General features: G+C 69.8%; 22 protein-coding genes, 1 tRNA gene and 1 pseudogene. 15 read left to right on the top strand and 9 right to left on the bottom strand.

Annotation, left to right across the window (positions count from 1 at the left end; genetic code table 11):
- The first annotated feature begins 18 nt into the window (after positions 1-18).
- On the top strand, positions 19-333 hold the full coding sequence (locus tag H4J02_RS07345; protein WP_187673995.1) for an ATP-dependent DNA ligase: 315 nt from the start codon (positions 19-21) through the stop codon (positions 331-333).
- Here the strand turns inward: H4J02_RS07345 and H4J02_RS07340 are convergent, their stop codons facing one another.
- Positions 334-651 carry an ATP-dependent DNA ligase gene (locus H4J02_RS07340; protein WP_187673994.1) on the bottom strand — a complete coding sequence of 106 codons (318 nt, stop codon included), beginning with the start codon at positions 649-651 and terminating at the stop codon, positions 334-336. It abuts the gene before it with no gap.
- A 140-nt stretch (positions 652-791) separates the two neighbouring features.
- On the opposite strand from H4J02_RS07340, the gene H4J02_RS07335 reads away from it, so the two are divergent.
- Positions 792-1,577 carry an EAL domain-containing protein gene (locus H4J02_RS07335; RefSeq protein WP_187673993.1) on the top strand — a complete coding sequence of 262 codons (786 nt, stop codon included), beginning with the start codon at positions 792-794 and terminating at the stop codon, positions 1,575-1,577.
- A 45-nt stretch (positions 1,578-1,622) separates the two neighbouring features.
- Here the strand turns inward: H4J02_RS07335 and H4J02_RS07330 are convergent, their stop codons facing one another.
- Positions 1,623-1,892 (bottom strand): hypothetical protein, encoded by a 270-nt coding sequence (locus H4J02_RS07330; protein ID WP_262405974.1) that lies wholly within the window; start codon positions 1,890-1,892, stop codon positions 1,623-1,625.
- Between the two features lie 33 nt (positions 1,893-1,925).
- Here H4J02_RS07330 and H4J02_RS07325 point away from each other — a divergent pair, with 33 nt between their 5' ends.
- Positions 1,926-2,222 (top strand): hypothetical protein, encoded by a 297-nt coding sequence (locus H4J02_RS07325; protein ID WP_187673992.1) that lies wholly within the window; start codon positions 1,926-1,928, stop codon positions 2,220-2,222.
- 18 nt (positions 2,223-2,240) lie between these two features.
- Here the strand turns inward: H4J02_RS07325 and H4J02_RS07320 are convergent, their stop codons facing one another.
- Positions 2,241-4,172 carry a sensor domain-containing diguanylate cyclase gene (locus H4J02_RS07320; protein ID WP_262405973.1) on the bottom strand — a complete coding sequence of 644 codons (1,932 nt, stop codon included), beginning with the start codon at positions 4,170-4,172 and terminating at the stop codon, positions 2,241-2,243.
- A 233-nt stretch (positions 4,173-4,405) separates the two neighbouring features.
- Here H4J02_RS07320 and H4J02_RS07315 point away from each other — a divergent pair.
- Positions 4,406-4,838: pseudogene (locus tag H4J02_RS07315) on the top strand (manganese catalase family protein); the annotation flags it as partial.
- 91 nt (positions 4,839-4,929) lie between these two features.
- Positions 4,930-5,112, top strand: a complete 183-nt coding sequence (locus H4J02_RS07310) for a hypothetical protein (protein ID WP_187676608.1) — start codon at positions 4,930-4,932, stop codon at positions 5,110-5,112.
- A gap of 196 nt (positions 5,113-5,308) precedes the next feature.
- Here the strand turns inward: H4J02_RS07310 and H4J02_RS07305 are convergent, their stop codons facing one another.
- Both H4J02_RS07305 and H4J02_RS07300 read right to left on the bottom strand, forming a co-directional pair.
- Positions 5,309-5,818 (bottom strand): metallophosphoesterase, encoded by a 510-nt coding sequence (locus tag H4J02_RS07305; RefSeq protein ID WP_187673990.1) that lies wholly within the window; start codon positions 5,816-5,818, stop codon positions 5,309-5,311.
- Positions 5,819-5,850: 32 nt separating this feature from the next.
- Positions 5,851-5,933: transfer RNA gene (locus H4J02_RS07300), tRNA-Leu, on the bottom strand.
- Positions 5,934-5,995: 62 nt separating this feature from the next.
- On the opposite strand from H4J02_RS07300, the gene H4J02_RS07295 reads away from it, so the two are divergent.
- On the top strand, positions 5,996-6,601 hold the full coding sequence (locus H4J02_RS07295; protein ID WP_187673989.1) for an ANTAR domain-containing response regulator: 606 nt from the start codon (positions 5,996-5,998) through the stop codon (positions 6,599-6,601).
- A gap of 207 nt (positions 6,602-6,808) precedes the next feature.
- Here H4J02_RS07295 and H4J02_RS07290 read toward each other — a convergent pair whose 3' ends face one another.
- Positions 6,809-7,234: a PaaI family thioesterase gene (locus H4J02_RS07290; RefSeq protein WP_187673988.1), complete on the bottom strand. Its 426-nt coding sequence runs from the start codon at positions 7,232-7,234 to the stop codon at positions 6,809-6,811.
- Between the two features lie 57 nt (positions 7,235-7,291).
- Between H4J02_RS07290 and polA the strand changes: the two genes are divergently transcribed.
- From polA to rpsA, 6 genes are all read left to right on the top strand, one after another.
- On the top strand, positions 7,292-9,958 hold the full coding sequence (polA, locus tag H4J02_RS07285) for a DNA polymerase I (RefSeq protein WP_222942149.1): 2,667 nt from the start codon (positions 7,292-7,294) through the stop codon (positions 9,956-9,958).
- Between the two features lie 54 nt (positions 9,959-10,012).
- Positions 10,013-10,273, top strand: a complete 261-nt coding sequence (locus H4J02_RS07280; protein WP_187673987.1) for an HPr family phosphocarrier protein — start codon at positions 10,013-10,015, stop codon at positions 10,271-10,273.
- An 82-nt stretch (positions 10,274-10,355) separates the two neighbouring features.
- Complete coding sequence (locus H4J02_RS07275) at positions 10,356-12,050, top strand: DUF885 domain-containing protein (protein WP_187673986.1); 1,695 nt, start codon at positions 10,356-10,358, stop codon at positions 12,048-12,050.
- Between the two features lie 50 nt (positions 12,051-12,100).
- The gene (locus tag H4J02_RS07270) at positions 12,101-12,676 is read left to right on the top strand and encodes a DUF4166 domain-containing protein (protein ID WP_187673985.1); all 576 of its coding nucleotides are present in this window, start codon (positions 12,101-12,103) and stop codon (positions 12,674-12,676) included.
- Positions 12,673-13,656, top strand: coding sequence for an epimerase (locus tag H4J02_RS07265; protein WP_397420122.1), 984 nt, complete (start codon positions 12,673-12,675; stop codon positions 13,654-13,656). Before H4J02_RS07270 ends, H4J02_RS07265 begins: the two co-directional genes overlap by 4 nt.
- Before the next feature lie 106 nt (positions 13,657-13,762).
- A complete protein-coding gene (rpsA, locus tag H4J02_RS07260; protein WP_187673984.1) occupies positions 13,763-15,223 on the top strand; it encodes a 30S ribosomal protein S1 in 1,461 nt (486 codons plus the stop codon).
- A gap of 68 nt (positions 15,224-15,291) precedes the next feature.
- Here the strand turns inward: rpsA and H4J02_RS07255 are convergent, their stop codons facing one another.
- Positions 15,292-15,891: a DUF4126 domain-containing protein gene (locus tag H4J02_RS07255; protein WP_187673983.1), complete on the bottom strand. Its 600-nt coding sequence runs from the start codon at positions 15,889-15,891 to the stop codon at positions 15,292-15,294.
- 124 nt (positions 15,892-16,015) lie between these two features.
- Here H4J02_RS07255 and coaE point away from each other — a divergent pair, with 124 nt between their 5' ends.
- Both coaE and uvrB read left to right on the top strand, forming a co-directional pair.
- Positions 16,016-16,633, top strand: a complete 618-nt coding sequence (gene coaE, locus H4J02_RS07250; RefSeq protein ID WP_187673982.1) for a dephospho-CoA kinase — start codon at positions 16,016-16,018, stop codon at positions 16,631-16,633.
- A gap of 9 nt (positions 16,634-16,642) precedes the next feature.
- On the top strand, positions 16,643-18,721 hold the full coding sequence (gene uvrB, locus H4J02_RS07245; RefSeq protein ID WP_187673981.1) for an excinuclease ABC subunit UvrB: 2,079 nt from the start codon (positions 16,643-16,645) through the stop codon (positions 18,719-18,721).
- A gap of 30 nt (positions 18,722-18,751) precedes the next feature.
- On the opposite strand, the gene trxA is transcribed toward uvrB, so the two are convergent.
- Both trxA and H4J02_RS07235 read right to left on the bottom strand, forming a co-directional pair.
- Positions 18,752-19,075 (bottom strand): thioredoxin, encoded by a 324-nt coding sequence (gene trxA, locus H4J02_RS07240; protein WP_262405972.1) that lies wholly within the window; start codon positions 19,073-19,075, stop codon positions 18,752-18,754.
- Positions 19,072-19,452, bottom strand: a complete 381-nt coding sequence (locus H4J02_RS07235; RefSeq protein ID WP_187673980.1) for a MerR family transcriptional regulator — start codon at positions 19,450-19,452, stop codon at positions 19,072-19,074. Before H4J02_RS07235 ends, trxA begins: the two co-directional genes overlap by 4 nt.
- 109 nt (positions 19,453-19,561) lie before the next feature.
- On the opposite strand from H4J02_RS07235, the gene uvrA reads away from it, so the two are divergent.
- Positions 19,562-22,465 carry an excinuclease ABC subunit UvrA gene (gene uvrA / locus H4J02_RS07230; protein WP_187673979.1) on the top strand — a complete coding sequence of 968 codons (2,904 nt, stop codon included), beginning with the start codon at positions 19,562-19,564 and terminating at the stop codon, positions 22,463-22,465.

The raw sequence follows: 22,465 nt of genomic DNA, 5'->3' as shown, positions 1-22,465 counted from the left end.
ACGTGTCATGCTGGGAGCGTGGGCATCCTGACGTACAACTCCAGCCGCACACTCGAGCTCGACGACCGGCTCCTCGCCCATCTGCGGGCCGTGATCTTCGCGAAGCTCCGCCGCGGCGAGACGTTCTCGTTCTCGTGGGAGCAGACGCCGGCTCAGGGGAGCGGGCGGAACTCGTTGTGGATCGGCCCCGACACGCCCTTGACCTTCGAGTTCTTCGACCAGCGCGAGGTGCCGCTCAACGCCGACTGGATCCGTCGGTTGACGAAGGCCGCCAACTCGCCCGGCGGTCTCGTGCCGCTGCCCGAGGTGGAAGAGGCGGACGCCACCACCTGATCAGGAGGTGCGTACGCCGGGGTCCGGGGGCTCGGGGAGGATCGTGAGCCCGGCCGCGGAGTTCGCCGACTTCGTGAGCACCTGGATCCACGCCGGGTTGAGGCGCGGCGCGCGGCTCCCGAAGTACTCGAATGCCACGGGGATGCCGGGCGAGAGCCAGATCGACGTGCGTCCGAAGGCGCCGCGGGAGGCCTCCGTCCAGGTGAAGGCGAAGTGCTCGCCTCGGCGGAGCTTCGACCAGATGACGGCCTGCAGGTGCGCGAGCACACGGTCGTCGAACGAGACCTGGAGCTTGGAGTCGTAGGTGAGCGTGCCCATCCCTTGCAGACTACCGGTGCGGCGCCGCTAGACCGTCCGCCGGGCCGGGCCTTGACCCGGAGGGGGCGGGGCATGTTATCTCGCTCATGGCCCCCTGTCACGGGTTTGCTGCGGAAATCCAGGTGGAGGAGGCTTGGTCCGTGCACGAAGGAATCGGCGAGAAGCGAGACGACGAGCTCGCGGGCAGACTTCGGCGTGCGCTCGAGACCGGGCAGCTCACGGCGCACTTCCAGCCCCAGTACGACCTCAAGACGGGACGCGTCGTCGCGCTCGAGGCACTGTGCCGTTGGAACGATCCGGACCACGGCCTCCTGCTCCCGGACCGCTTCATCCACCTCGCCGAGCAGCATCACCTCATCGCCGACATCGGGCGCGTCATGCTCGAGGAGTCCGGCCGCCAGCTCGCCGACTGGCACCGCCGCGGAGTCGCCGTGGGCGTCGCGCTCAACGTCTCCCCGTCGGAGCTCGACGCGGAGTTCTCACGCCGCATCCTGCGGCGCGTCGAAGAGCTCGGCCTGCCCCGCGGCGCGGTGACGGTAGAGATCACCGAGTCGCCTGCGATGCGCGAGACCGACGACGAGACCCGTTGGCTCCAGGAGCTCATCGACGGCGGTGTCGGAGTGTCGATCGACGACTTCGGTGCCGGCCACACCTCGCTCGAGCTCCTGCGGCACGTGCCGTTCACCGAGCTCAAGATCGACCGCTCGCTCCTCGCGGACCGCAGCGCGGGAGTGGATGAGCTGGTCGCCCAGGCGCGCGAGATCGCCCACGAGCGCGGGGCGCACATCGTCGCGGAGGGCATCGAGAACGAGGTCGATCTGGCACGTGCGCTCTCGTGGGGGTGCGACCGGGGGCAGGGCTTCTACTTCTCGCCCCCGCTTCCCGCGGACGCGCTCGAACCGGTGCTCGCGACGGTCGTGAGCTGAGCTCGGCCGTCGTACGTCGAGGGGGCGGAAGCCGCCCCGACGGTGCTAGAGGCCGAAGTCGTCGTCGACGGCGGAAGGGGGCGCCTCATCCGTCACGACATTGCCGTCGACCCCGCCGACGTCGATCTGGGACCAGGTCACGGGCATGCCGGGGGAGAAGAGGATGTCGATGCCCGGGCCCCCGCGCAGCGGCGGGATGTTCACGTAGCCGCCGCCGGCCTGGATGGCCGCCAGGATCTGCTGCTTGAGCTCCGTCACGGGCTCCGGCAGGAAGTAGTCGCGGCCATCTACGGTGAGGCGGTTAACGATCGTCACGTTCACCAGGCTACCCCGCGTAGGATCGCCGTGATGGGACACCTGCATTACGGCTCGCCGCCCGCCTCGTTCGAGCTCCCCGACCGCACGCTCGCGCACGTCGAGTACGTCATCCTGGCCAAGCTGCGTCGCAACGAGAGCTTCGCGCTCACGATCGACCAGCCCGACGGCTCACGCGAGCGCGTGTGGCTCAGCAGCGCCGCGACGCTGCGCTTCAAGTTCGGCTCCGTCGTCACTGACATCAACCGCGCGTGGCTCGAAGAGCTCATCGACTCGGCCAACTCGGCGAACGGCATGCGCATCACGCCCGAGCCCGCAGCGCAGCCCTAGGGGCCGCCGGGCGACCGCTCAGCTCGCGATGCGGTTGCGGCCCGCGCGCTTCGCGCGGTACATCGCCGCATCCGCAGCCTCGAGCAGGCCCGTGCGCGGTGTTCCGGGTTCGGCGACGACGACGCCACACGACGCGGTGATCTGGAGGACGCCCGACGAGGTGACGATGGGCTCGGCGACGGCCTCCACGAGGCGCTCCGCGATCGCGTGCACATCGGTGCCCGTGACGCCGTCCATGAGCACGACGAACTCGTCGCCGCCGAGCCGCACGACGTCGTCGCGGTCGCGCGAGTTGGCCCGGAGTCGCCGTGCGACCTCGAGGATGACCGCGTCTCCCGTCTCGTGGCCGTACCGGTCGTTGACGCCCTTGAAGTCGTCGAGGTCGACGAAGAGCAGCGCCTTGCCGTCGGGGCCGACCGGACCGCGCGTCGCGAGACGGTCGACGAGGTAACGACGGTTGTGAAGGCCCGTGAGGGCGTCGCGCATCGCGAGCTCCGCGAGCCGGGACTCGGCCCGGCGGCTGAGGGCGTGGTCGAGGTCGTGGGCGAGCTCGACCGCCTCGGCCGCGACATCCCCCCACGGCTCCGAGCGGCCGCGCACCTGCTGCTTCCACAGGGCGAACGACGCGCGCGGGGAGAGGCCGCTCGGACGGTTGTCGGGACCGGGATCGCCGAGCCAGGTGATGCTCTGTGCCACCTCGCCGCGGAAGAACAGCAGCGCACCCTCGTTCTGTGCGAGCGGGACGGCGAGCAGTCCCGCTACCCCCGGCATGAGCGCCGCGATATCGGGTCGGTCGCGCTCGAGCGCGTCGGTCGCGATCGGCGTGTCGCCGAGCCGCTCGACGATGCCGGCGATGGGGGCCAGCGGCGGCACGACCCCCGCGACGCGCCAGGATGTTCCGATTCGGGCGACGACGCCGTCGGCGGGCACGAGGTCGAGGATCGTCTCGCGACCCTGGAACAGCGCCGCCGTGACGTCGTCGGAGGCGAAGAGGGGGGCCAGCAGCGCCGCACGACGTTCGCTGATCTCGACGGTGTGGCGTAGACGCTCGATCTCCCGCATCGACGCCGCCTGGAGCGAGAGCTGTCCCGCGAGCACCTCGAGCGAACGGCGCAGCAGCACGGGGATGCGGCGCTCCGTTCGATGGGCGCACGTGATCATGCCGACAAGACGACCGTGGTCGACGAGCGACAGCGAGAAGGTGGACGCCTGGCCCATGTTCCGCATGTACTGGATGTGGTACGGCGACACGGCGCGCAGCTCGGCGCCCGAGAGGTCGATCGAGGCGGGATCGAGGCGGGTGGAGAGCAGCGGCCGCGGCGCCGCCTCGGTGCCGGCGATCGCCCTCCCGAGTTTCGAGAGGTAGAGGGCGCGGGCCTGCGTGGGGATGTCCGACGCCGGGAAGTGCAGCCCGAGGTACGACTCGAGTTCGGGGTGATGATCCTCTGCGACGACGATGCCGTGACCGTCGTGCTGGAACTCGTACATCATGACGCGGTCGAAGCCTGTGATCCGGCGCAGCTCGGCCACCACGATATCCCGCAGCTCCGCCACAGATGTCGCGTTCGCGAGCTTCTGGATGGCTGTGACGACCGGCACGCGCGCGTACTCCTCGCCCGACGGCATCGGCTCGATTTCGAGGATGCTGAGCCCACCGGCGCGGTGCACGATCGCGTCGGCGGGCTCGCCGCGCCAAGTGAGGCGGACGGGGTCGAGCGCCTCGGCTCTGCGCGCCGCGCGGGAGAGCTCCGGCACCCCGAGCTCGTCGATGTCGTGCCCGAGCCACTCGGCGACGTCATCGCTCACGACGACGATCTCGCCGTTCTCGGGGTCGACCGCGAACAGCGTCCCGTGCGCCTGGATCATGCCGGGTGTGCGGATGGGCTCGCGTGCGCACTCCTCGAGCCGACGCAGTTCATCCGGGTGGGTTGCGAGTTCAGATGGGTCCACGTTGCTCCCTCGACAGGGCTGGATCCGAAACAGCAGCCTCACTCGGAGACTAGCGGAGAGGGGGCCGTACGGTTCCATCGGGGGAAGCGGGCCACCTCGGGAGCGAATCGCGCGCGCGGTAGCACTCACGGCATCCGGAATCAACACCCTCACGCATCCTGTCGATGGTTCTTAGCGTTGTGAGGACATCCGGCCCCGAGCGGGGCTTCCCGGCGGGTGGAGACCGAGGAGTCGAGGATGCCGTGCGGGACGACCCGGTCGTAGCCGCGGTCGTCGGGGGTATGAATGTGCAGCACGCGATCGTCGCGGGCGCCGGCGCCCGCCCCGTCGACAGCAACGGCAACCCGTGGAGCGGCTCGTACATCACCGCGAGCGGCAACCTGCTCGCCGACTTCACCGCGAACGCGAACGGCGAGATGCAGGGGCGCCTGCAGGCGGCGCGGCTTTACCACATGACCGACGACGCGGGGCGTGCGGGACCTGCTCGGCTTCCTCATCGCGCGCGACACGATGCACCAGAGCCAGTGGATCGCGGCCGCGGCCGAGCTGCGTGCCGAGGGCGTCGAGGATCTGCCCGTGCCGAGCAACTTCCCGCAGGCGAAGGAGAACCAGGACGTGCACTACGAGTACATCAACTTCTCCGACGGCGCGGCGGCTTCCGAGGGCCGCGCACTGGCTGCTGCTCGTCGCGGGCGATCGGGTGGATGCGTTCGGCAGTCACGTGCGCTCGCTCGCGACGAAGCATCCCGACAATCCCGTGACGCAGACCGGGGTGCTGACCGAGGGTCGTCGCGGCGGCCTGAGCTCGCGCTTAGGCCGCAACCGCGCGGATGTGAAGCACGCGTGGCTCGATCCTCTGCTCGTCGCGGGCCCCTGGGTGTTCCTGGGAGTGCTCGCCGGCGTGGCTGTGCGCGGGGTGGTGCGCTCGCCCCGTCGGTGACGGAGCCCGTCGCGGCACGGCCCCGCCCCGGTGGTTGAGTAGCCCGCGCGAGCGGGCGTGTCGAAACCACCCCGACGCACCGCGTCACCACGGGGCTGGTTTCGACACGCGCCTGCGGTGCTACTCAACCAGCGAGCAACAGCCGGTCGCGGGTGGAGCGGCGAGGTGACGGGAGAGGACGAAAGGCGTCGTGGCTCTAGGAGCCGACGCGAGGTGGCACCGCATGCAGCTCGAGGTCTCGGAGCGCCCCGGATGCGATCGAGGCCGTCATGTACGTGCCGTGCGGCTGCCGCCGCCGATCCGTGGGCGATCCCGGGTTCAGCAACCGCATACCGCGGGGCGTGGTCGTGTGCCACGGGATGTGGCTGTGCCCGAACACGAGCACGTCGACGTCCGGGTACTCGGCGTCCATGCGCCGCTCGCGACCCGCCGCCTGACCCGTCTCGTGCACGACGGCGAAGCGGACGTCGTCGAGCGTCACGCGGGCGACCTCCGGCAGGCGCGCCCGCAGCTCGTTCCCGTCGTTGTTGCCCCAGCACGCGATGAGCCGACGCGATCGCGCCTCGAGCTCGTCGAGCAGCTCCAGCCCGACCCAGTCGCCCGCGTGGAACACGACGTCGGCTGCCTCGATCGCTGCCCACAGCTGGTCGGGCAGCCGTTTGGCGCGCACGGGGAGGTGGGTGTCGGAGAGGAGGACGAGCCGCATGCGTCCACTCTGCCTGACACGCCGGACGACGGTGCCGGTGGTGGGGGTCGAACCCACACGTCCTCACGGACAACCGATTTTGAGTCGGTCGCGTCTGCCATTCCGCCACACCGGCCGGTGCGTGCGACGCCCGCATCCGGACCTCGCGGCATCCCGACGTTACCGTAGGATTCAAGGGTGAGTGAGACCGACGCAACCCCCCAGGCCCCCCGCCGTGTCGTCGTCGCCGAGGATGAGTCCCTCATCCGGCTCGACATCGTGGAGATCCTGCGCGACAACGGATTCGACGTCGTGGGGGAGGCCGGTGACGGCGAGACCGCCGTGGCCCTCGCCACGGAGCTTCGGCCCGACCTCGTCGTCATGGACGTGAAGATGCCGCAGCTCGACGGCATCTCGGCTGCCGAGCGCCTCACCAAGAACCACATCGCGCCTGTCGTGCTGCTGACCGCGTTCAGCCAGAAGGAGCTCGTGGAGCGCGCGTCGGAGGCCGGCGCCCTCGCCTATGTCGTCAAGCCGTTCACCCCGAACGACCTGCTGCCGGCGATCGAGATCGCGCTCAGCCGCTACCAGCAGATCGTGACGCTCGAGGCCGAGGTCGCCGACATGGTCGAGCGCTTCGAGACCCGCAAGCTCGTCGACCGCGCGAAGGGCCTGCTCAACGAGAAGATGGGGCTCAGCGAGCCGGAGGCGTTCCGCTGGATCCAGAAGGCGTCGATGGACCGCCGCCTCACCATGCACGACGTCGCGCAGGCGATCATCGACCAGCTCGCGCCGAAGAAGTGAGCGCGCAGGGCTCACGGCCGCGCGCGGCCTGAGCCCGGAGCGCTCAGATCGAGTAGCGCCGCGCGACAGCGCGACGCGTGTCGAGATCTCGGTGGGCGTCAGGCGTCCGTCGGGTTTCGATACGCCGCTTCGCGGCTACTCAACCAGCGGTAGGGCGGCGATCCGCGGCGCTCAGCGGTCCTTGAGGTAATTCGTCATCCGCGGCGCTCACCGGTCCTTGAGGTAGTTCGTCATCCGCACCGTCGACAGCCGACGACCCTCCTCGTCGGTCATGACGATCTCGTGCGTGCAGAGCGTGCGTCCGAGCACGAGCGCCGTGCACGTGCCGGTCACCCAGCCCTCCGTGATCGAGCGGCTGTGGGTCGCGTTGATCTCGATGCCGACGGCATAGCGGCCGGGGCCCGCGTGAATCGCAGACGAGATGGAGCCGAGCGACTCACCGAGCACGACGTGCGCGCCGCCGTGCAGGAGACCGACCACCTGACGGTTGCCGTCGACCGGCATCCGCGCCAGCGAGTGCGACGCCGAGAGCTCGAGGAACTCGATGCCCATCTTGCGGGCGAGCTCCCCGCCGCCGGAGTCGCCGATGCGGGCGACGAGCTCGGGGTCGAGGTCGGGCGGGAGGATGACCATGAGCGCTCCATCGGTTCGGGTCGGTGGGGTGTCGGGCCCTCCGGATAGGCTGGCCCCGTGCCGGAAGAAAAGCCTACGCTCCTGCTCATCGACGGCCATTCGCTGGCGTTCCGGGCGTTCTACGCGCTCCCGGTCGACAGCTTCGTGACGCGCGACGGTCAGCACACCAACGCCATCCACGGGTTCATCTCGATGCTGCTCAACCTGCTGCAGGCCCAGAAGCCCACGCACCTCGCGGTCGCGTTCGACATCTCGCGCTACTCGTTCCGCACGCGCGAGTACGCGGAGTACAAGGGCACGCGCGGCGAGACACCGCCCGAGTTCGTCGGCCAGGTGCCGCTCCTCGAGGAGGCGCTCAAGGCGATGAACATCCGCACGCTCTCGAAGGAGGACTTCGAGGCGGATGACATCCTCGCCACGCTCGCGACGCGCGGCAAGGAGCAGGGCTACCGAGTGCTCGTGGTGTCGGGCGACCGCGACACGATCCAGCTCGTCGACGACGACATCACGCTTCTCTACCCGAACGTGCGGGGCGTCTCGGAGCTCAAGACCTACGACACCGACGCGGTGATCGAGCGCTACGGCATCCGTCCCGAGCAGTACCCCGAGATCGCCGCCCTCGTCGGGGAGACGAGCGACAACCTGCCCGGCGTCGACAAGGTCGGCGAGAAGACCGCCGTCAAGTGGATCCAGCAGTACGGCACCGTCGAGCAGCTGCTCGCGCACGCCGACGAGATCAAGGGCGTCGTGGGCCAGAACCTGCGCGACCAGCAGGACCGCGTCGTGCGCAACCGCAAGCTCAACCGCCTCGTGCGCGACGTCGAGCTGCCGCTCGGCCCCGCCGACCTCGAGCGTCAGCCCATCGACCCGACGGCCGTGCGCGCCGTGTTCGACCGCCTGCAGTTCCGCACGCTCCTCGACCGCGTCTTCAAGATCGAGGGCGCAGCCGCGGATGCGGGGATCGTCGAGCCGGATGCCGACGCGCCGCACGCGGTCGTCGCACCCGTCGTGCGCACGATGATCGACGAAGAGCTCGCGAAGTGGCTCGAGACGCAGTCGCAGGGCGGCGCCGGGCCGCTCGGCCTTCGCATCGCGACGCTCAACGGCCAGGTCGAGGGTTTCGGCATCGCGAGCCTGACCGAGACGGCGTGGGTGCCGTGGGCGCCCGGCCGCCCCGACTACGTCGCGCTCGAGAAGTGGCTCGCATCCGACGCCCCCAAGTACCTGCACGACGCCAAGCGCCAGCTCAAGACCCTCCACGCGGCCGGTCTGGAGCTCGGCGGGGTCGCGGGCGACACGGCCCTCGCCGCTTGGCTGCTCCGCCCGTCGACCAAGGCAGACAGCCTCGGCGGCCTCGTGTACTACTACCTCGGCGAGACGCTCCCCGAGCCCGACCCGAGCCAGCTCGTGCCCGAGACGGAGGCGCTGAGCCCCGCCACCGAGGCCTGGTTCCTCGTTCGCCTGCAGGCAGAGCTCGACGCCCGCCTCGACGCCGGCTCGCTCTCGGTCGAACGCGACATCGAGGTGCCGCTCGTTCCCGTGCTCGCGCGCATGGAGCTGCAGGGTGTCACGGTGTCGGCCGACGTGCTCGGCGAGCTCAACTCGCGCCTCGGTGCGCAGGCCGCCGACATCGCGCAGCGCGCCTACGCCGAGATCGGTCGCGAGGTCAACCTCGGCTCGCCCAAGCAGCTGCAGGAAGTGCTATTCGACCAGCTCGGCATGCCGAAGACGCGCTCCAACAAGACCGGCTACTCGACCGACGCGCAGGCGCTGGCCGACCTGCAGGAGCAGCACCCGCATCCGTTCCTGGCGCTCCTGCTGCAGCACCGCGACGCCACGAAGATCCGCCAGATCGTCGAGACGCTCCAGACCGCGGTCGGCGCCGACAATCGCATCCACACGACGTACGAGCAGACCGGATCGGCCACGGGCCGCATCTCGTCGAACGACCCGAACCTGCAGAACATCCCCATCAAGACCGAGGTCGGGCGCGAGGTGCGCTCGGCGTTCCTCGCGGGCGAGGGCTTCGAGACGCTGCTCACGGCCGACTACTCGCAGATCGAGATGCGGATCATGGCGCACCTCTCCGAGGACGCCGGACTCATCGAGGCCTTCCGCTCCGGCGAGGACCTGCACCGCTTCGTCGGCGCGCGCATCTTCGGCGTCGCCCCCGCGGACGTCACGCCCGTCATGCGCACCAAGGTCAAGGCGATGTCGTACGGCCTCGCCTACGGCCTCTCGGCCTTCGGCCTCAGCAAGCAGCTGCGCATCGAGGTGTCCGAGGCCAAGGAGCTCATGGCCGACTACTTCGCGCGCTTCGGAGCCGTACGCGACTACCTGCGCGGCGTCGTCGAGCAGGCGCGTATCGACGGCTACACGACCACGATCTTCGGCCGTCGCCGGCCGTTCTCCGACCTCAGCTCGACGAACCGGGTGCTGCGCGAGAACGCCGAGCGTCAGGCGCTCAACTCGCCCATCCAGGGTTCCGCGGCCGACATCATCAAGCGCGCCATGCTCGCGATCGACGCCGAGATCCGCGCCCAGCAGCTCGACTCGCGCATGCTCCTGCAGGTGCACGACGAGCTCGTGTTCGAGGTCGCACCGGGCGAGCTCGAGCGGATGCGGGCCATCGTCACGACGGGCATGGCGGGCGCCGCAGAGCTCTCGGTGCCGCTCGAGGTCCAGGTGGGGACTGGCCCGAACTGGGACGCTGCAGCACACTAGACGGAACGCATCCGCGAACCGCCGCGCGGGCGATGGAGCCGAGAGGGAGAGCTGATGCCGGAACGGACAGTCGTCGTCGCCTCGAGCGTCGGCCTGCACGCGCGCCCCGCGGCGCTCTTCTCGCAGGCCGCCGCGAAGGCACCCGCCCCCGTCACGCTCACCGCGGCATCCGGTCGCACGGTGAACGCGGCGAGCATCCTGGGCGTGTTGTCGCTCGGCATCGACCACGGCGAGCGGGTCACCCTCGCGAGCGACGACACCGCGACGCTCGACGAGCTCGTCGCGATGCTCGAACGCGATCTCGACCAGGAGTAGCGGCCAGGAGTAGCGGCCAGCCGCGCGCGCGACAGGACCCAGATCCTGACCGCGGTCGGCGCTCGCCCGTAGGGTGGAACGCATGACGACCGAGCGCCCCACCACGCCCATCGACGCCATCGCCGAGGAGTGGGTCACGACCCTCATCGACCTCGTGCCCGACGTCGCGATCTACATCGGCGCGCCCGGTCGAACGGGGGAGTACGCCGACCTCACGCCCGCGGGCCACGACCGTCTCGCCGACGCGACGCGCGACATGGTGCGCCGCCTCGAGGCCGCCGAGCCCGTCGACGCGGTCGACGAGGTCACGAAGGCCGACCTGCTGGGCGAGTCGAAGCTCTCGCTTGCGGCGCACGAGGCGAAGCTGCACCTCCGCGACCTCAACGTCATCGCCTCGCCCGCGCAGGAGATCCGCGACACCTTCGATCTCATGCCCACGGCATCCGTCGACGACTGGGCGACGATCGCCCAGCGGCTCGGCAATCTGCCGGGGGCTGTGTCGGGCTACATCGAAACGTTGCGCGCCGGCATCGCCGAGGGCGTCGTCCCCGCCAAGCGTCAGGTGCGCGAGGTCGCCGAGCAGGCGCGCCGCAACGGCCGGCCCGACGGCTTCTTCGCGGACTTCGCGGGCGGTGCCGCCCCCGAGTCGGGCGAGCTGCCCGGGAGCCTCCGCTCCGATCTCGCAACGAACGCGGAGGTCGCCGCGGCCGCCTACCGCGAGCTCGGCGACTTCCTCGAGCGCGAGCTGCTGCCCGCCGCCTCCGATCAGGACGGCGTCGGCCGCGAGCACTATGTGCTGCGCTCGCGCTACTTCCTCGGCGCCGAGATCGACCTCGACGAGACGTACGAGTGGGGCATCGCCGAGCTCGAGCGCATGATCGAGGAGCAGACGCGCGTCGCGCACGAGGTGCTGCCCGGCGCGACCGTCGAGGAGGCCGTGGCCCACCTCGAGGCCGACCCGAGCCGCAAGCTCCACGGCACCGACGCACTCAAGGCGTGGATGCAGGAGCTGAGCGATCGCGTCGTGGACGAGCTCGGCCGCAGCCACTTCGACATCCCCGAGCCCGTGCGCGCGCTCGAGTGCATGATCGCGCCGACGCAGGAGGGCGGCATCTACTACACCGGGCCGTCCGACGACTTCTCGCGACCGGGACGGATGTGGTGGAGCGTGCCCGAGGGCGTCACCGAGTTCGACACCTGGCGCGAGAAGACGACCGTCTTCCACGAGGGCGTGCCGGGGCACCACCTGCAGATCGGCCAGGCCGTCTACAACCGCGCCCAGCTCAACACCTGGCGTCGGCAGCTCGCCGGAACGAGCGGCCACGCCGAAGGCTGGGCCCTCTACGCCGAACGCCTCATGGAGGAGCTCGGCTACCTCGACGACCCGGCCGACCGCCTCGGCATGCTCGACGGGCAGCGGATGCGCGCGGCCCGCGTCGTGCTCGACATCGGCGTGCACCTCGGCAAGCCGAAGCCGCGCGTGAAGGGTCTCGACGGCCTGCCGACCGACGGCGTGTGGGACGCGGACTTCGCGCTCGAGTTCATGCGCCGCAACGTCAACATGGACGACGCGTTCGTGCGTTTCGAGGTCAACCGCTATCTCGGCTGGCCGGGCCAGGCGCCGTCGTACAAGGTGGGTCAGCGCATCTGGGAGCAGATCCGCGACGAGGCGCAGCGACGCGAGGGCGCCGCGTTCTCGTTCCGCGATTTCCACAAGAACGCCCTCGACCTGGGCGGCGTCGGACTCGACACCCTCCGTCGCGCCCTCGCATCGTGACGCGGCAGCGCCACGCGGGCGCACCCTGGGCGGCAGCCCTCGGGGACCGCGTGGAGGAGCTGTCGCCGGCGCTGCGGGCGTACTTCGGCGGCGTGCCGTTCGGCGCTCACGGCATCGGCGAGGGCGTCTTCACGGTCGTCGGCTCGCCGCGCCGCGTGCTGTGGCCGGTGCTCGCTCTGCTCGGCCGGTGGAACATCGCGTGGCCCGTGTGGGAGACGAACGTGCCGTTCACGATCGTGAACGTGCCGACGCCGCACGGCCTCGTCTCGGTGCGACGCTTCCGCTTCGCGGGAGGCGACCGCACGATGACCGACCGCATCCTCTGGACACGTCGCGGGCTCCGTGAGCGGCTCGGCGCAGGCGAGCGCGTCGTGGCCGAGCTGCACGTGGAGCCCGAGGAGGGCGGCCTGCGCATCGTGTCGCGTCGCGTGGGCGTCCGGATGCTGGGGCTGCGCTTCTCGCTCCCCGCCGCCTGGTCGCCGCGCATCACGGTGCACGAGCGCACGCTCGCCGACGGTCGCCAGCACGTCTCGCTCACCCTCGACCTCCCTCTCGTCGGCCGTCTCTACGAGTTCGCCGGCGCCTTCGCGTACCGCGTCGAGGACGCGCACCGGGGCTTCGAGTGAGCACCGCGCCGCCGGGCGGTCCCGTCGTCGTCGCGGGCGCATCCGGCTTCATGGGCTCGTTCCTCGTCGATCGCTGGCGCGCCGCGGGCCGCGAGGTGCGCACGATCGGCCGAGGCGCGGCGGATGCGCGCTGGGGCGACACCGACGGCATCCGTCGCGTGCTCGACGGCAGCGCCCTGCTCGTGAACCTCGCCGGGAAGAGCGTCAACTGCCGCTACGGCCCGGAGAACCGGGCGGAGATCCTGCGCTCGCGCGTCGAGACGACGGCGGAGCTGGGTTATGCGGTCGCGATGAGCGCGACGCCGCCGCCCGTGTGGATCAACTCGTCCACCGCGACCATCTACCGGCACGCCGAGGACCGCCCGCAGACGGAGGCGACCGGAGAGCTGGGCGAGGGCTTCTCGGTCTCGGTGGCCCAGGCGTGGGAGGAGGCGTTCTTCGCCGCGGAGACTCCGCAGACACGCCGCACCGCCATCCGTACGGCGATCGTGCTCGGCGACGGCAGCGCGCTCGTGCCGCTGCTGCGCCTCGCGCGCTTCGGGCTCGGCGGCCCGCAGTGGGACACGCCGTGGTTCGCGACCCGCGCGCGGCGGGAGTCCGGCACGCAGCACGAATTCCGCGCCCGGTGGGGCGCCCAGCGCTTCAGCTGGATCCACCTCGACGACGTCGCGGGAGCGCTCGACCTCATCGAGACCCGCGCCGAGCTCGCGGGGGTCGTCAACCTCTCGGCACCCGAAGCGGTCACCAACGTCGAGCTCATGCGCGCGATCCGCCGCGCCGTCCGGATGCCGATCGGGCTGCCCGCGCCGCGTCCCGTCCTCGAGGTGGGCGCGTGGCTCATCCGCACCGAGACCGAGCTGCTGCTCAAGAGCCGCTGGGTCGCGCCCGAGCGGCTGCTCGACGCCGGCTACGCGTTCCGACACGCGTCGGTGGGAGACGCGATCCGGCGGATCGTCGCAGAACGCGGGGGAGTGCGGTAGTCTGGAGAGTCACTTTCGTGACGTCCCTATCCGCGTGCCCGCGGAGCATCCAGAGCAACATCGCTTCTCGGGCCCCGACATGTCCATCCTCCGGAGCACCCACTACATGACTACCGCAACGACCGCCTCGGCTACCAAGCAGGTCGCCATCAACGACATCGGATCTGCTGAAGACTTCCTGGCCGCGGTCGAACTGACCCTCAAGTTCTTCAACGACGGAGACCTCATCGAAGGCACCGTCGTCAAGATCGACCGCGACGAGGTCCTCCTCGACGTCGGCTACAAGACCGAGGGTGTCATCCCCTCGCGCGAGCTCTCCATCAAGCACGACGTGGACCCGACCGAGGTCGTCTCGGTCGGCGACAGCGTCGAGGCTCTCGTCCTCCAGAAGGAGGACAAGGAGGGTCGCCTCATCCTGTCCAAGAAGCGCGCCCAGTACGAGCGCGCCTGGGGCGACGTCGAGAAGATCAAGGAGTCCGACGGCGTCGTGACCGGCCAGGTCATCGAGGTCGTCAAGGGTGGTCTCATCGTCGACATCGGCCTCCGCGGCTTCCTCCCGGCCTCGCTCATCGAGCTGCGCCGCGTCCGCGACCTCACGCCGTACCTCGGCCAGGAGATCGAGGCGAAGATCCTCGAGCTCGACAAGAACCGCAACAACGTCGTCCTCAGCCGCCGTGCGCTGCTCGAGCAGACCCAGTCGGAGTCGCGCTCGACCTTCCTCAACAACCTCCAGAAGGGCCAGGTGCGCAAGGGCGTCGTGTCCTCGATCGTCAACTTCGGCGCGTTCGTCGACCTCGGCGGCGTGGACGGCCTCGTGCACGTCTCGGAGCTCTCGTGGAAGCACATCGAGCACGCGTCCGAGGTCGTCGAGGTGGGCCAGGAGGTCACCGTCGAGATCCTCGAGGTCGACCTCGACCGCGAGCGCGTGTCGCTCTCGCTCAAGGCGACCCAGGAGGACCCGTGGCAGGTCTTCGCTCGCACCCACGCGATCGGCCAGATCGCGCCGGGCAAGGTCACCAAGCTCGTTCCGTTCGGTGCCTTCGTGCGCGTCGCGGACGGCATCGAGGGCCTCGTGCACATCTCGGAGCTGTCGGGCAAGCACGTCGAGCTCGCCGAGCAGGTCGTGTCGGTCGGCGACGAGGTGTTCGTCAAGGTCATCGACATCGACCTCGAGCGTCGTCGCATCTCCCTCTCGCTCAAGCAGGCGAACGAGGGCATCGACCCGCACAGCAACGAGTTCGACTCGGGCCTCGCCGCGCTCTACGGCATGGTCACGGAGTACGACGAGCAGGGCAACTACAAGTACCCCGAGGGCTTCGACCCGACCTCGGGCGAGTGGCTCGAGGGCTTCGAGGCCCAGCGCGACGCGTGGGAGGCCGAGTACGCGGCTGCCCAGGCTCGCTGGGAGGCCCACAAGAAGCAGATCGTCGCGGCCGAGGAGGCCGAGGCCGAGCTCGAGGCGCGCCCGTCGGGCAACTCGTTCTCGTCCGAGGGCTCGATCGGCGGCACGCTCGCTGACGACGAGTCGCTCGCGGCTCTTCGCGAGAAGCTCAGCAGCAACAACTGAGCTGACCCGCTCTCACCGGATGGCCGGTCCCCTCGGGGGCCGGCCATCCGGCGTCTGGGCCCCGGGCCTCAGGCGGCAGCGGTCTCGCGCTCGCGACGGCGGCGGCGGATGCTGCGGCGCAGCAGGAAGAAGCCCACGACCATGAGCACGAGGCCGATGAGCACGAGCACCGGCGCGACGAGGGCGAGCAGCACCATGCCGAGGCTCAGGCCGTCCTCGGCCGTGCTCAGCACGGGGGCCGCGACACCGGCCGTTGCGAGGTTCGCGACGGGGCGCACGAGCATCTTCCCGAGGTGCACGAGCAGCGCGAGGCCGATGCCGATGGCGATCGGGATCCATGCGCCGGAGGTGAAGAAGCTCTCGGGATCCTCGACGGCGACGGTCTCGGTGCCGATGCCGCCTGCGAAGACGATGCCGCCGGATGCCGGGCGCACGACGGTCTGGATCCAGTCGTTGACGCTGTCGACCGCGGGCACCTTGTCGGCGACGATCTCGACGACGAGCAGCACGCCGATGATGACGAGCACCCACTCGTTGGAGAGCCACGTCCAGCCGCCCGGGAGGACGATCCAGTCGAATCGCGCCGCGAGCCCCATGACGAGCAGGGGGATGTAGGCGTTGAGCCCCGCGGCGGCCGCGAGCCCCGCTCCGGTCAGCAGCTCCAGCATGCCGCCATGCTACGGGTGGGGTGTGCTCAAACGCGGCAGCCCTTGCCCGAGCGCTGCAGTCATAGCTGCCGCGGGAAGGCAGGTGCTGCAGCGTTGGGCATCACCCACCTGCCACGATGGAGACATGCTCGTGGCGCTCACGGGAGGCATCGCCTCCGGCAAGTCGACGGTCGCACGACGCCTCGCGGAGCTCGGGGCCGTCGTCGTCGATGCGGATGTCATCGCGCGCGAGGTCGTCGAGCCCGGCACCCCGGGGCTCGCGGCCATCGCGCGGGAGTTCGGCCCGAACGTGATCGCGGCCGACGGCTCCCTCGACCGCGCGGCGCTCGGCGCGATCATCTTCGGCGACGAGGCCGCACGCGCGAAGCTCAACGCCATCACGCATCCGGCGGTGGGGGAGCGCTCGCGTGCCCTCTTCGCCGAGGCGCTGGCGGCCGATCCGGATGCCGTGGTCGTCTACGACGTCCCTCTCCTCGTGAACGAGCGGGGCGAGGGCCGTGCCGAGGAATTCGAGCACGTCATCGCGGTGAGCGCCGACGAGCAGACGCGTGTGCGGCGCCTCGTCGAGCTGCGCGGTCTCGACGAGACCGAGGCGCGGCGCCGCGTCGCCGCCCAGGCTCCCGAGTCCGCCCGCCTCGCGATTGCCGACATCGTCGTGGATGCGAACGACAGCCTCGAGCAGACGCTCGCCCAGGTCGACGAGGTGTGGGCGACCCTGCGCACTGTCAGGGGCCGTGCCTAGGCTGGTCTCATGCAGCCGACGCGTTCCGTGCGTCCGTTCGAGGTGGTCTCCGAGTACCAGCCGAGCGGCGACCAGCCCGCCGCGATCGCCGAGCTCGCACATCGTGTGCAGGCCGGTGAGAGCGACATCGTGCTGCTCGGCGCCACCGGCACGGGCAAGTCGGCGACGACGGCGTGGCTCATCGAGCAGGTGCAGCGCCCGACGCTCGTGCTCGCGCACAACAAGACGCTCGCGGCCCAGCTCGCGAACGAGTTCCGCGAGCTCATGCCGAACAACGCCGTCGAGTACTTCGTCAGCTACTACGACTACTACCAGCCCGAGGCGTACGTCCCGCAGACCGACACCTTCATCGAGAAGGACTCCTCGATCAACGCCGAGGTCGAGCGTCTGCGCCACTCCACGACCAACTCGCTCCTGAGCCGCCGCGACGTCGTCGTCGTCTCGACGGTCTCGTGCATCTACGGCCTCGGCGCCGCGGAGGAGTATCTGGGCGCGATGGTCGCGCTCCAGGTGGGCGACCGCATCTCGCGCGACAAACTCGTCCGCTCGTTCATCAACATGCAGTACGAGCGCAACGACGTCGACTTCTCGCGCGGCAAATTCCGCGTGCGCGGCGACACGATCGAGATCATCCCCGTCTACGAGGAGCTCGCCGTGCGCATCGAGATGTTCGGCGACGAGATCGAGGCGCTCTACGCCCTTCACCCGCTCACGGGCGAGGTCATGAAGAAAATGGAGGCCGTCTCGATCTTCCCGGCCACGCACTACGCCGCGAGCCCCGAGTCGATGCACCGCGCCATCCGCACGATCAAGGAGGAGCTCGCCGAGCGCCTCGCCGAGCTCGAGAAGCAGGGCAAGCTGCTCGAGGCGCAGCGCCTCCGCATGCGCACGGGCTTCGACCTCGAGATGATGGAGCAGATCGGCTTCTGCAACGGCATCGAGAACTACTCGCGGCACATCGACGGCCGCAGGCCGGGGGAGCCGCCGAACACCCTGCTCGACTACTTCCCCGACGACTTCCTCGTCGTCATCGACGAGTCGCACGTCACGGTGCCCCAGATCGGGGCGATGTACGAGGGCGACGCGAGCCGCAAGCGCACGCTCGTCGAGCACGGCTTCCGCCTTCCGAGCGCGCTCGACAACCGGCCGCTGCGCTGGGAGGAGTTCCTCGATCGCGTCGGTCAGAAGGTCTACCTCTCCGCCACGCCCGGCCGCTACGAGCTCTCGATGGGCGACGGAGTCGTCGAGCAGATCATCCGCCCGACGGGCCTCGTCGACCCGCAGATCGTCGTCAAGCCCTCGAAGGGGCAGATCGACGACCTGCTCGACGAGATCCGCGTGCGCACCGAGCGCGACGAGCGTGTGCTCGTCACGACGCTCACGAAGAAGATGGCGGAGGAGCTCACCGACTACTTCACCGAGGCGGGCGTGCGCGTGCGCTACCTCCACTCGGATGTCGACACGCTCCGCCGCGTCGAGCTGCTCACCGAGCTGCGCGCGGGCGTCTACGACGTGCTCGTCGGCATCAACCTGCTGCGCGAGGGCCTCGACCTGCCCGAGGTGTCGCTCGTGGCGATCCTCGACGCCGACAAGGAGGGCTTCCTGCGCAGCTCGACGTCGCTCATCCAGACGATCGGCCGCGCGGCCCGCAACGTCTCGGGCGAGGTGCACATGTACGCCGATCAGCTCACCGACTCGATGAAGTTCGCGATCGACGAGACGAACCGCCGCCGCGAGAAGCAGATCGCCTACAACGTCGAGCACGGCATCGATCCGCAGCCGCTCCGCAAGCGCATCGCCGACATCACCGACGTGCTCGCGCGCGAGGAGGCAGACACGGCGAAGCTCCTCGCCGGTCGCCGCGGCCAGGACGGCTCGAAGCGCCGCTCGCCCACACCGAACCTGCGCCGCGAGGGCGTGGGCGCATCCGGTGCGGCCGAGCTCGAGACGCTCATCGCCGACCTCAACGAGCAGATGCTCCAGGCGGCGGGTGAGCTCAAGTTCGAGCTCGCGGCTCGACTGCGCGACGAGCTGTCGGAGCTCAAGAAGGAGCTGCGGCAGATGGAGTCGGTCGGCCATGTCCGCTGAGCGGATGCGACGGCCGGCGACCCGCCCGGCTCACGCCAGGTAGGCCGCCAGATCGGCCTCGAGGGCGTGACGCGGCTTCGCGCCGAGCACGCGCCGCACCTGCTCACCGCCCTCGAACACGAGCATGACGGGGAGCGCGAGCGCGTTGTAGCGCACGGCGAGCTCGGGGTTCGCGTCGACGTCGACCTTCACGATGTCGATGCGGTCGGCGTGGTCGGCGGCGATCGCCTCGAGCACGGGGTTCATGGCGCGGCACGGCGGGCACCACTCGGCCCAGAAGTCGACGACCACGGGCCGCGGGGAGGCCAGCACGACCTCGTCGAAGTCGGCCTCGCCGACGTTCCGCAGGCTCACGCGCCCACCTCGCATCCGCATCCGGCCCGCTCCTCGGCGCGCGCGAGCAGTTCGGCGAGTCGTACGCGGCGCACGGCGAGCTCGCGCGCCTGCGCGTCGAGGGTCGCGATCGCATCCCGGTACGCCTCGACGGATGCGAGGCAGTCGTCGCCGTTGTCGTGTCCCGCGACGAGGCACTCGACGAAGGGCCGCGTGTCCTCGACGCGGATGCCGAGGGCCGTGAGCTGACGGATCTCCTCGACGAGCCGCACATCCGTCTCGTCGTAATCCCGGTAGCCGTTCGGCAGCCGCTCCGCCTCGAGCAGCCCCAGGCCCTCGTAGTAGCGCAGCGCCTTGAGCGACACCCCCGCGCGATCCGCGAGCTCTCCGATCCTCATGTCGACCTCCTGGGGCGACTGTAGAGCCTGCCCCATGGGGCAGGGTCAAGCCCGGGCCGTCGCGGCCGCTCCCGGCGGGATGTCAGAGGCCCCCGGTAGAATCGATGCAATGTCGATCACCCCTGTCGAAAGCGCCCAGAAGCTCAGTGTCCGGGGTGCCCGCGTCCACAATCTCAAGGATGTCGATCTCGAGATCCCGCGCGACTCCCTCGTCGTGTTCACGGGCCTCTCGGGCTCCGGCAAGTCGAGCCTCGCGTTCGACACGATCTTCGCCGAGGGCCAGCGCCGCTACGTCGAGTCGCTCTCGGCGTACGCACGCCAGTTTCTCGGCCAGGTAGATCGTCCCGACGTCGACTTCATCGAGGGTCTGAGCCCCGCCGTCTCGATCGACCAGAAGTCGACCAACCGCAACCCCCGCTCGACGGTCGGCACGATCACCGAGATCTACGACTACATGCGCCTCCTGTGGGCGCGCATCGGCGAGCCGCACTGTCCGGTCTGCGGGGAGCGCATCCAGCGCCAGACCGTGCAGCAGATCGCCGACCAGCTTATGGAGCTGCCCACGGGCACGCGCTACCAGGTCATCGCGCCCGTCATCTCGCAGAAGAAGGGCGAGTTCGTCGACCTCTTCAAGGAGCTGTCTGCATCCGGCTACTCGCGCGCCGTCGTCGACGGCGAAGTCATCCAGCTCTCCGAGCCCCCGAAGCTCAAGAAGCAGTACAAGCACGACATCGCGGTCGTCGTCGACCGCCTCGTCGCGGCCGACGACCTGCTGACGCGCGTGACCGACTCGGTCGAGACCGCGCTGGGCCTCGCGGGCGGCGTGCTCGAGATCGACTTCGTCGACGAGCCGGAGGGCTCGAAGACCCGCCGTCGCAGCTTCAGCGAGAAGCTCTCGTGCCCCAACGGCCACGCCATCCAGCTCACCGAGATCGAGCCGCGCACCTTCTCGTTCAACGCGCCCTTCGGCGCGTGCCCCGAATGCTCGGGCCTCGGCACGAAGATGGCCGTCGACACGAGTCTCGTCATCGGCGACCCGGAGCTCTCGCTCAACGAGGGCGTCATCCTGCCGTGGAACCAGGGTGGCAAGGGCCTCTACAGCTACTTCCAGCGGCTCCTGCAGGGGCTCGCGCGCGACCTCGACTTCTCGCTCGACACCCCCTGGCAAGACCTGCCCGACGAGGTCAAGTCCGCCATCCTGCACGGCAACGACTTCGAGGTCGTCGTGCAGTGGCGCAACCGCTTCGGCCGCACCATGAAGTACTCGACGGGCTTCGAGGGCGTCATGCCCTACATCGAACGCAAGTACCAGGAGGCGGAGTCCGACTGGTCGCAGCAGCGCTACGGCGAGTACCTGCGCGAGGTGCCCTGCCCCGTCTGCGAGGGCAAGCGGCTCAAGCCCGAGGTGCTCGCGGTGCTCGTGGCCGACACGAGCATCTCGGATGTCGCAGAGCTGAGTCTCAGCGACGCGTACGCCTTCATGGAGCGCCTCGAGCTGACCGAGCGGGAGGCGCGCATCGCCGCCCAGGTGCTGCGCGAGATCCGTCTTCGCCTCGAGTTCCTGCTCGAGGTCGGCCTCGGCTACCTGACCATGGCGCGCGCCGCGGGCTCGCTCTCGGGCGGCGAGGCCCAGCGCATCCGGCTCGCGACGCAGATCGGATCGGGCCTCACGGGTGTGCTGTACGTGCTCGACGAGCCGTCGATCGGCCTGCACCAGCGCGACAACCGACGCCTCATCGACACCCTCGTCAAGCTCAAGAACCTCGGGAACACGCTCATCGTCGTCGAGCACGACGAGGACACGATCCGCACGGCCGACTGGGTCGTCGACATCGGGCCGGGTGCGGGGGAGCACGGCGGCCAGGTCGTGCACTCGGGTTCGTACGAGGCACTGCTCGGCAACCACGGATCGGTCACGGGCGACTACCTCGCGGGTCGCCGCGCGATCGCGATGCCGGCGAAGCGCCGCGCGATCGACAAGAACCGCAAGCTCACGGTCGAGGGCGCGCAGGCCAACAACCTCAAGAACGTCACGGTCGACTTCCCGCTCGGCGTGTTCGTCTCGGTTACGGGTGTCTCCGGCTCGGGCAAGTCGAGCCTCGTCAACGACATCCTCTACAAGGTGCTCGCCAACCAGCTCAACGGGGCCCGCCAGGTCCCCGGCCGCCACAAGCGCGTCACGGGCCTCGAACACCTCGACAAGGTCGTGCACGTCGACCAGGCGCCCATCGGGCGAACCCCGCGCTCGAACCCCGCGACCTACACGGGCGTCTTCGACCGCATCCGCACCCTCTTCTCCGAGACGGTCGAGGCGAAGGCGCGCGGCTACCAGCCGGGTCGTTTCAGCTTCAACGTCAAGGGCGGGCGCTGCGAGAACTGCGCGGGCGACGGCACGATCAAGATCGAGATGAACTTCCTGCCCGACGTCTACGTCGTGTGCGAGGTGTGCCACGGGGCGCGCTACAACCGCGACACCCTGCAGGTGCACTACAAGGGCAAGAACATCGCCGAGGTGCTCGACATGCCGATCTCCGAGGCGGCCGAGTTCTTCGAGCCCATCACGGCGATCCACCGCTACCTCAAGACGCTCGTCGACGTCGGTCTCGGCTACGTGCGCCTCGGCCAGAGCGCCACGACCCTCTCGGGCGGCGAGGCGCAGCGCGTGAAGCTCGCAACCGAGCTGCAGAAGCGCTCGAACGGTCGCAGCATCTACGTGCTCGACGAGCCGACGACGGGTCTGCACTTCGAAGACGTGCGCAAGCTCCTCGAGGTGCTGAACGGCCTCGTCGACAAGGGCAACTCGGTCATCGTGATCGAGCACAACCTCGACGTCATCAAGAGCGCCGACTGGATCGTCGACCTCGGACCGGAGGGCGGCTCGGGAGGCGGCACGATCGTCGCGACCGGCACGCCCGAGCAGGTCGCCCGAAACCCGAAGAGCCACACGGGCGTGTTCCTCGCCGAGCTCCTCGACGCGGAGGCCGCGGGTCAGGGCCGCCGGAAGGCCGGCTGA

Source organism: Protaetiibacter sp. SSC-01, from assembly GCF_014483895.1.
Taxonomy (GTDB): Bacteria; Actinomycetota; Actinomycetes; order Actinomycetales; family Microbacteriaceae; genus Homoserinibacter.
This window is presented reverse-complemented; position numbering and strand designations above follow the sequence as displayed.

Excerpts from the sequence above, each read along its gene's own strand:
- H4J02_RS07340 (WP_187673994.1), bottom strand. The coding sequence starts at position 651 with ATGGGCACGCTCACCTACGACTCCAAGCTCCAGGTCTCGTTCGACGAC.
- H4J02_RS07325 (WP_187673992.1), top strand. The coding sequence starts at position 1,926 with ATGGGACACCTGCATTACGGCTCGCCGCCCGCCTCGTTCGAGCTCCCC.
- H4J02_RS07305 (WP_187673990.1), bottom strand. The coding sequence starts at position 5,818 with ATGCGGCTCGTCCTCCTCTCCGACACCCACCTCCCCGTGCGCGCCAAA.
- H4J02_RS07290 (WP_187673988.1), bottom strand. The coding sequence starts at position 7,234 with ATGGTCATCCTCCCGCCCGACCTCGACCCCGAGCTCGTCGCCCGCATC.
- H4J02_RS07280 (WP_187673987.1), top strand. The coding sequence starts at position 10,013 with ATGCCGGAACGGACAGTCGTCGTCGCCTCGAGCGTCGGCCTGCACGCG.
- H4J02_RS07275 (WP_187673986.1), top strand. The coding sequence starts at position 10,356 with ATGACGACCGAGCGCCCCACCACGCCCATCGACGCCATCGCCGAGGAG.
- rpsA (WP_187673984.1), top strand. The coding sequence starts at position 13,763 with ATGACTACCGCAACGACCGCCTCGGCTACCAAGCAGGTCGCCATCAAC.
- H4J02_RS07255 (WP_187673983.1), bottom strand. The coding sequence starts at position 15,891 with ATGCTGGAGCTGCTGACCGGAGCGGGGCTCGCGGCCGCCGCGGGGCTC.
- coaE (WP_187673982.1), top strand. The coding sequence starts at position 16,016 with ATGCTCGTGGCGCTCACGGGAGGCATCGCCTCCGGCAAGTCGACGGTC.
- uvrB (WP_187673981.1), top strand. The coding sequence starts at position 16,643 with ATGCAGCCGACGCGTTCCGTGCGTCCGTTCGAGGTGGTCTCCGAGTAC.
- H4J02_RS07235 (WP_187673980.1), bottom strand. The coding sequence starts at position 19,452 with ATGAGGATCGGAGAGCTCGCGGATCGCGCGGGGGTGTCGCTCAAGGCG.
- uvrA (WP_187673979.1), top strand. The coding sequence starts at position 19,562 with ATGTCGATCACCCCTGTCGAAAGCGCCCAGAAGCTCAGTGTCCGGGGT.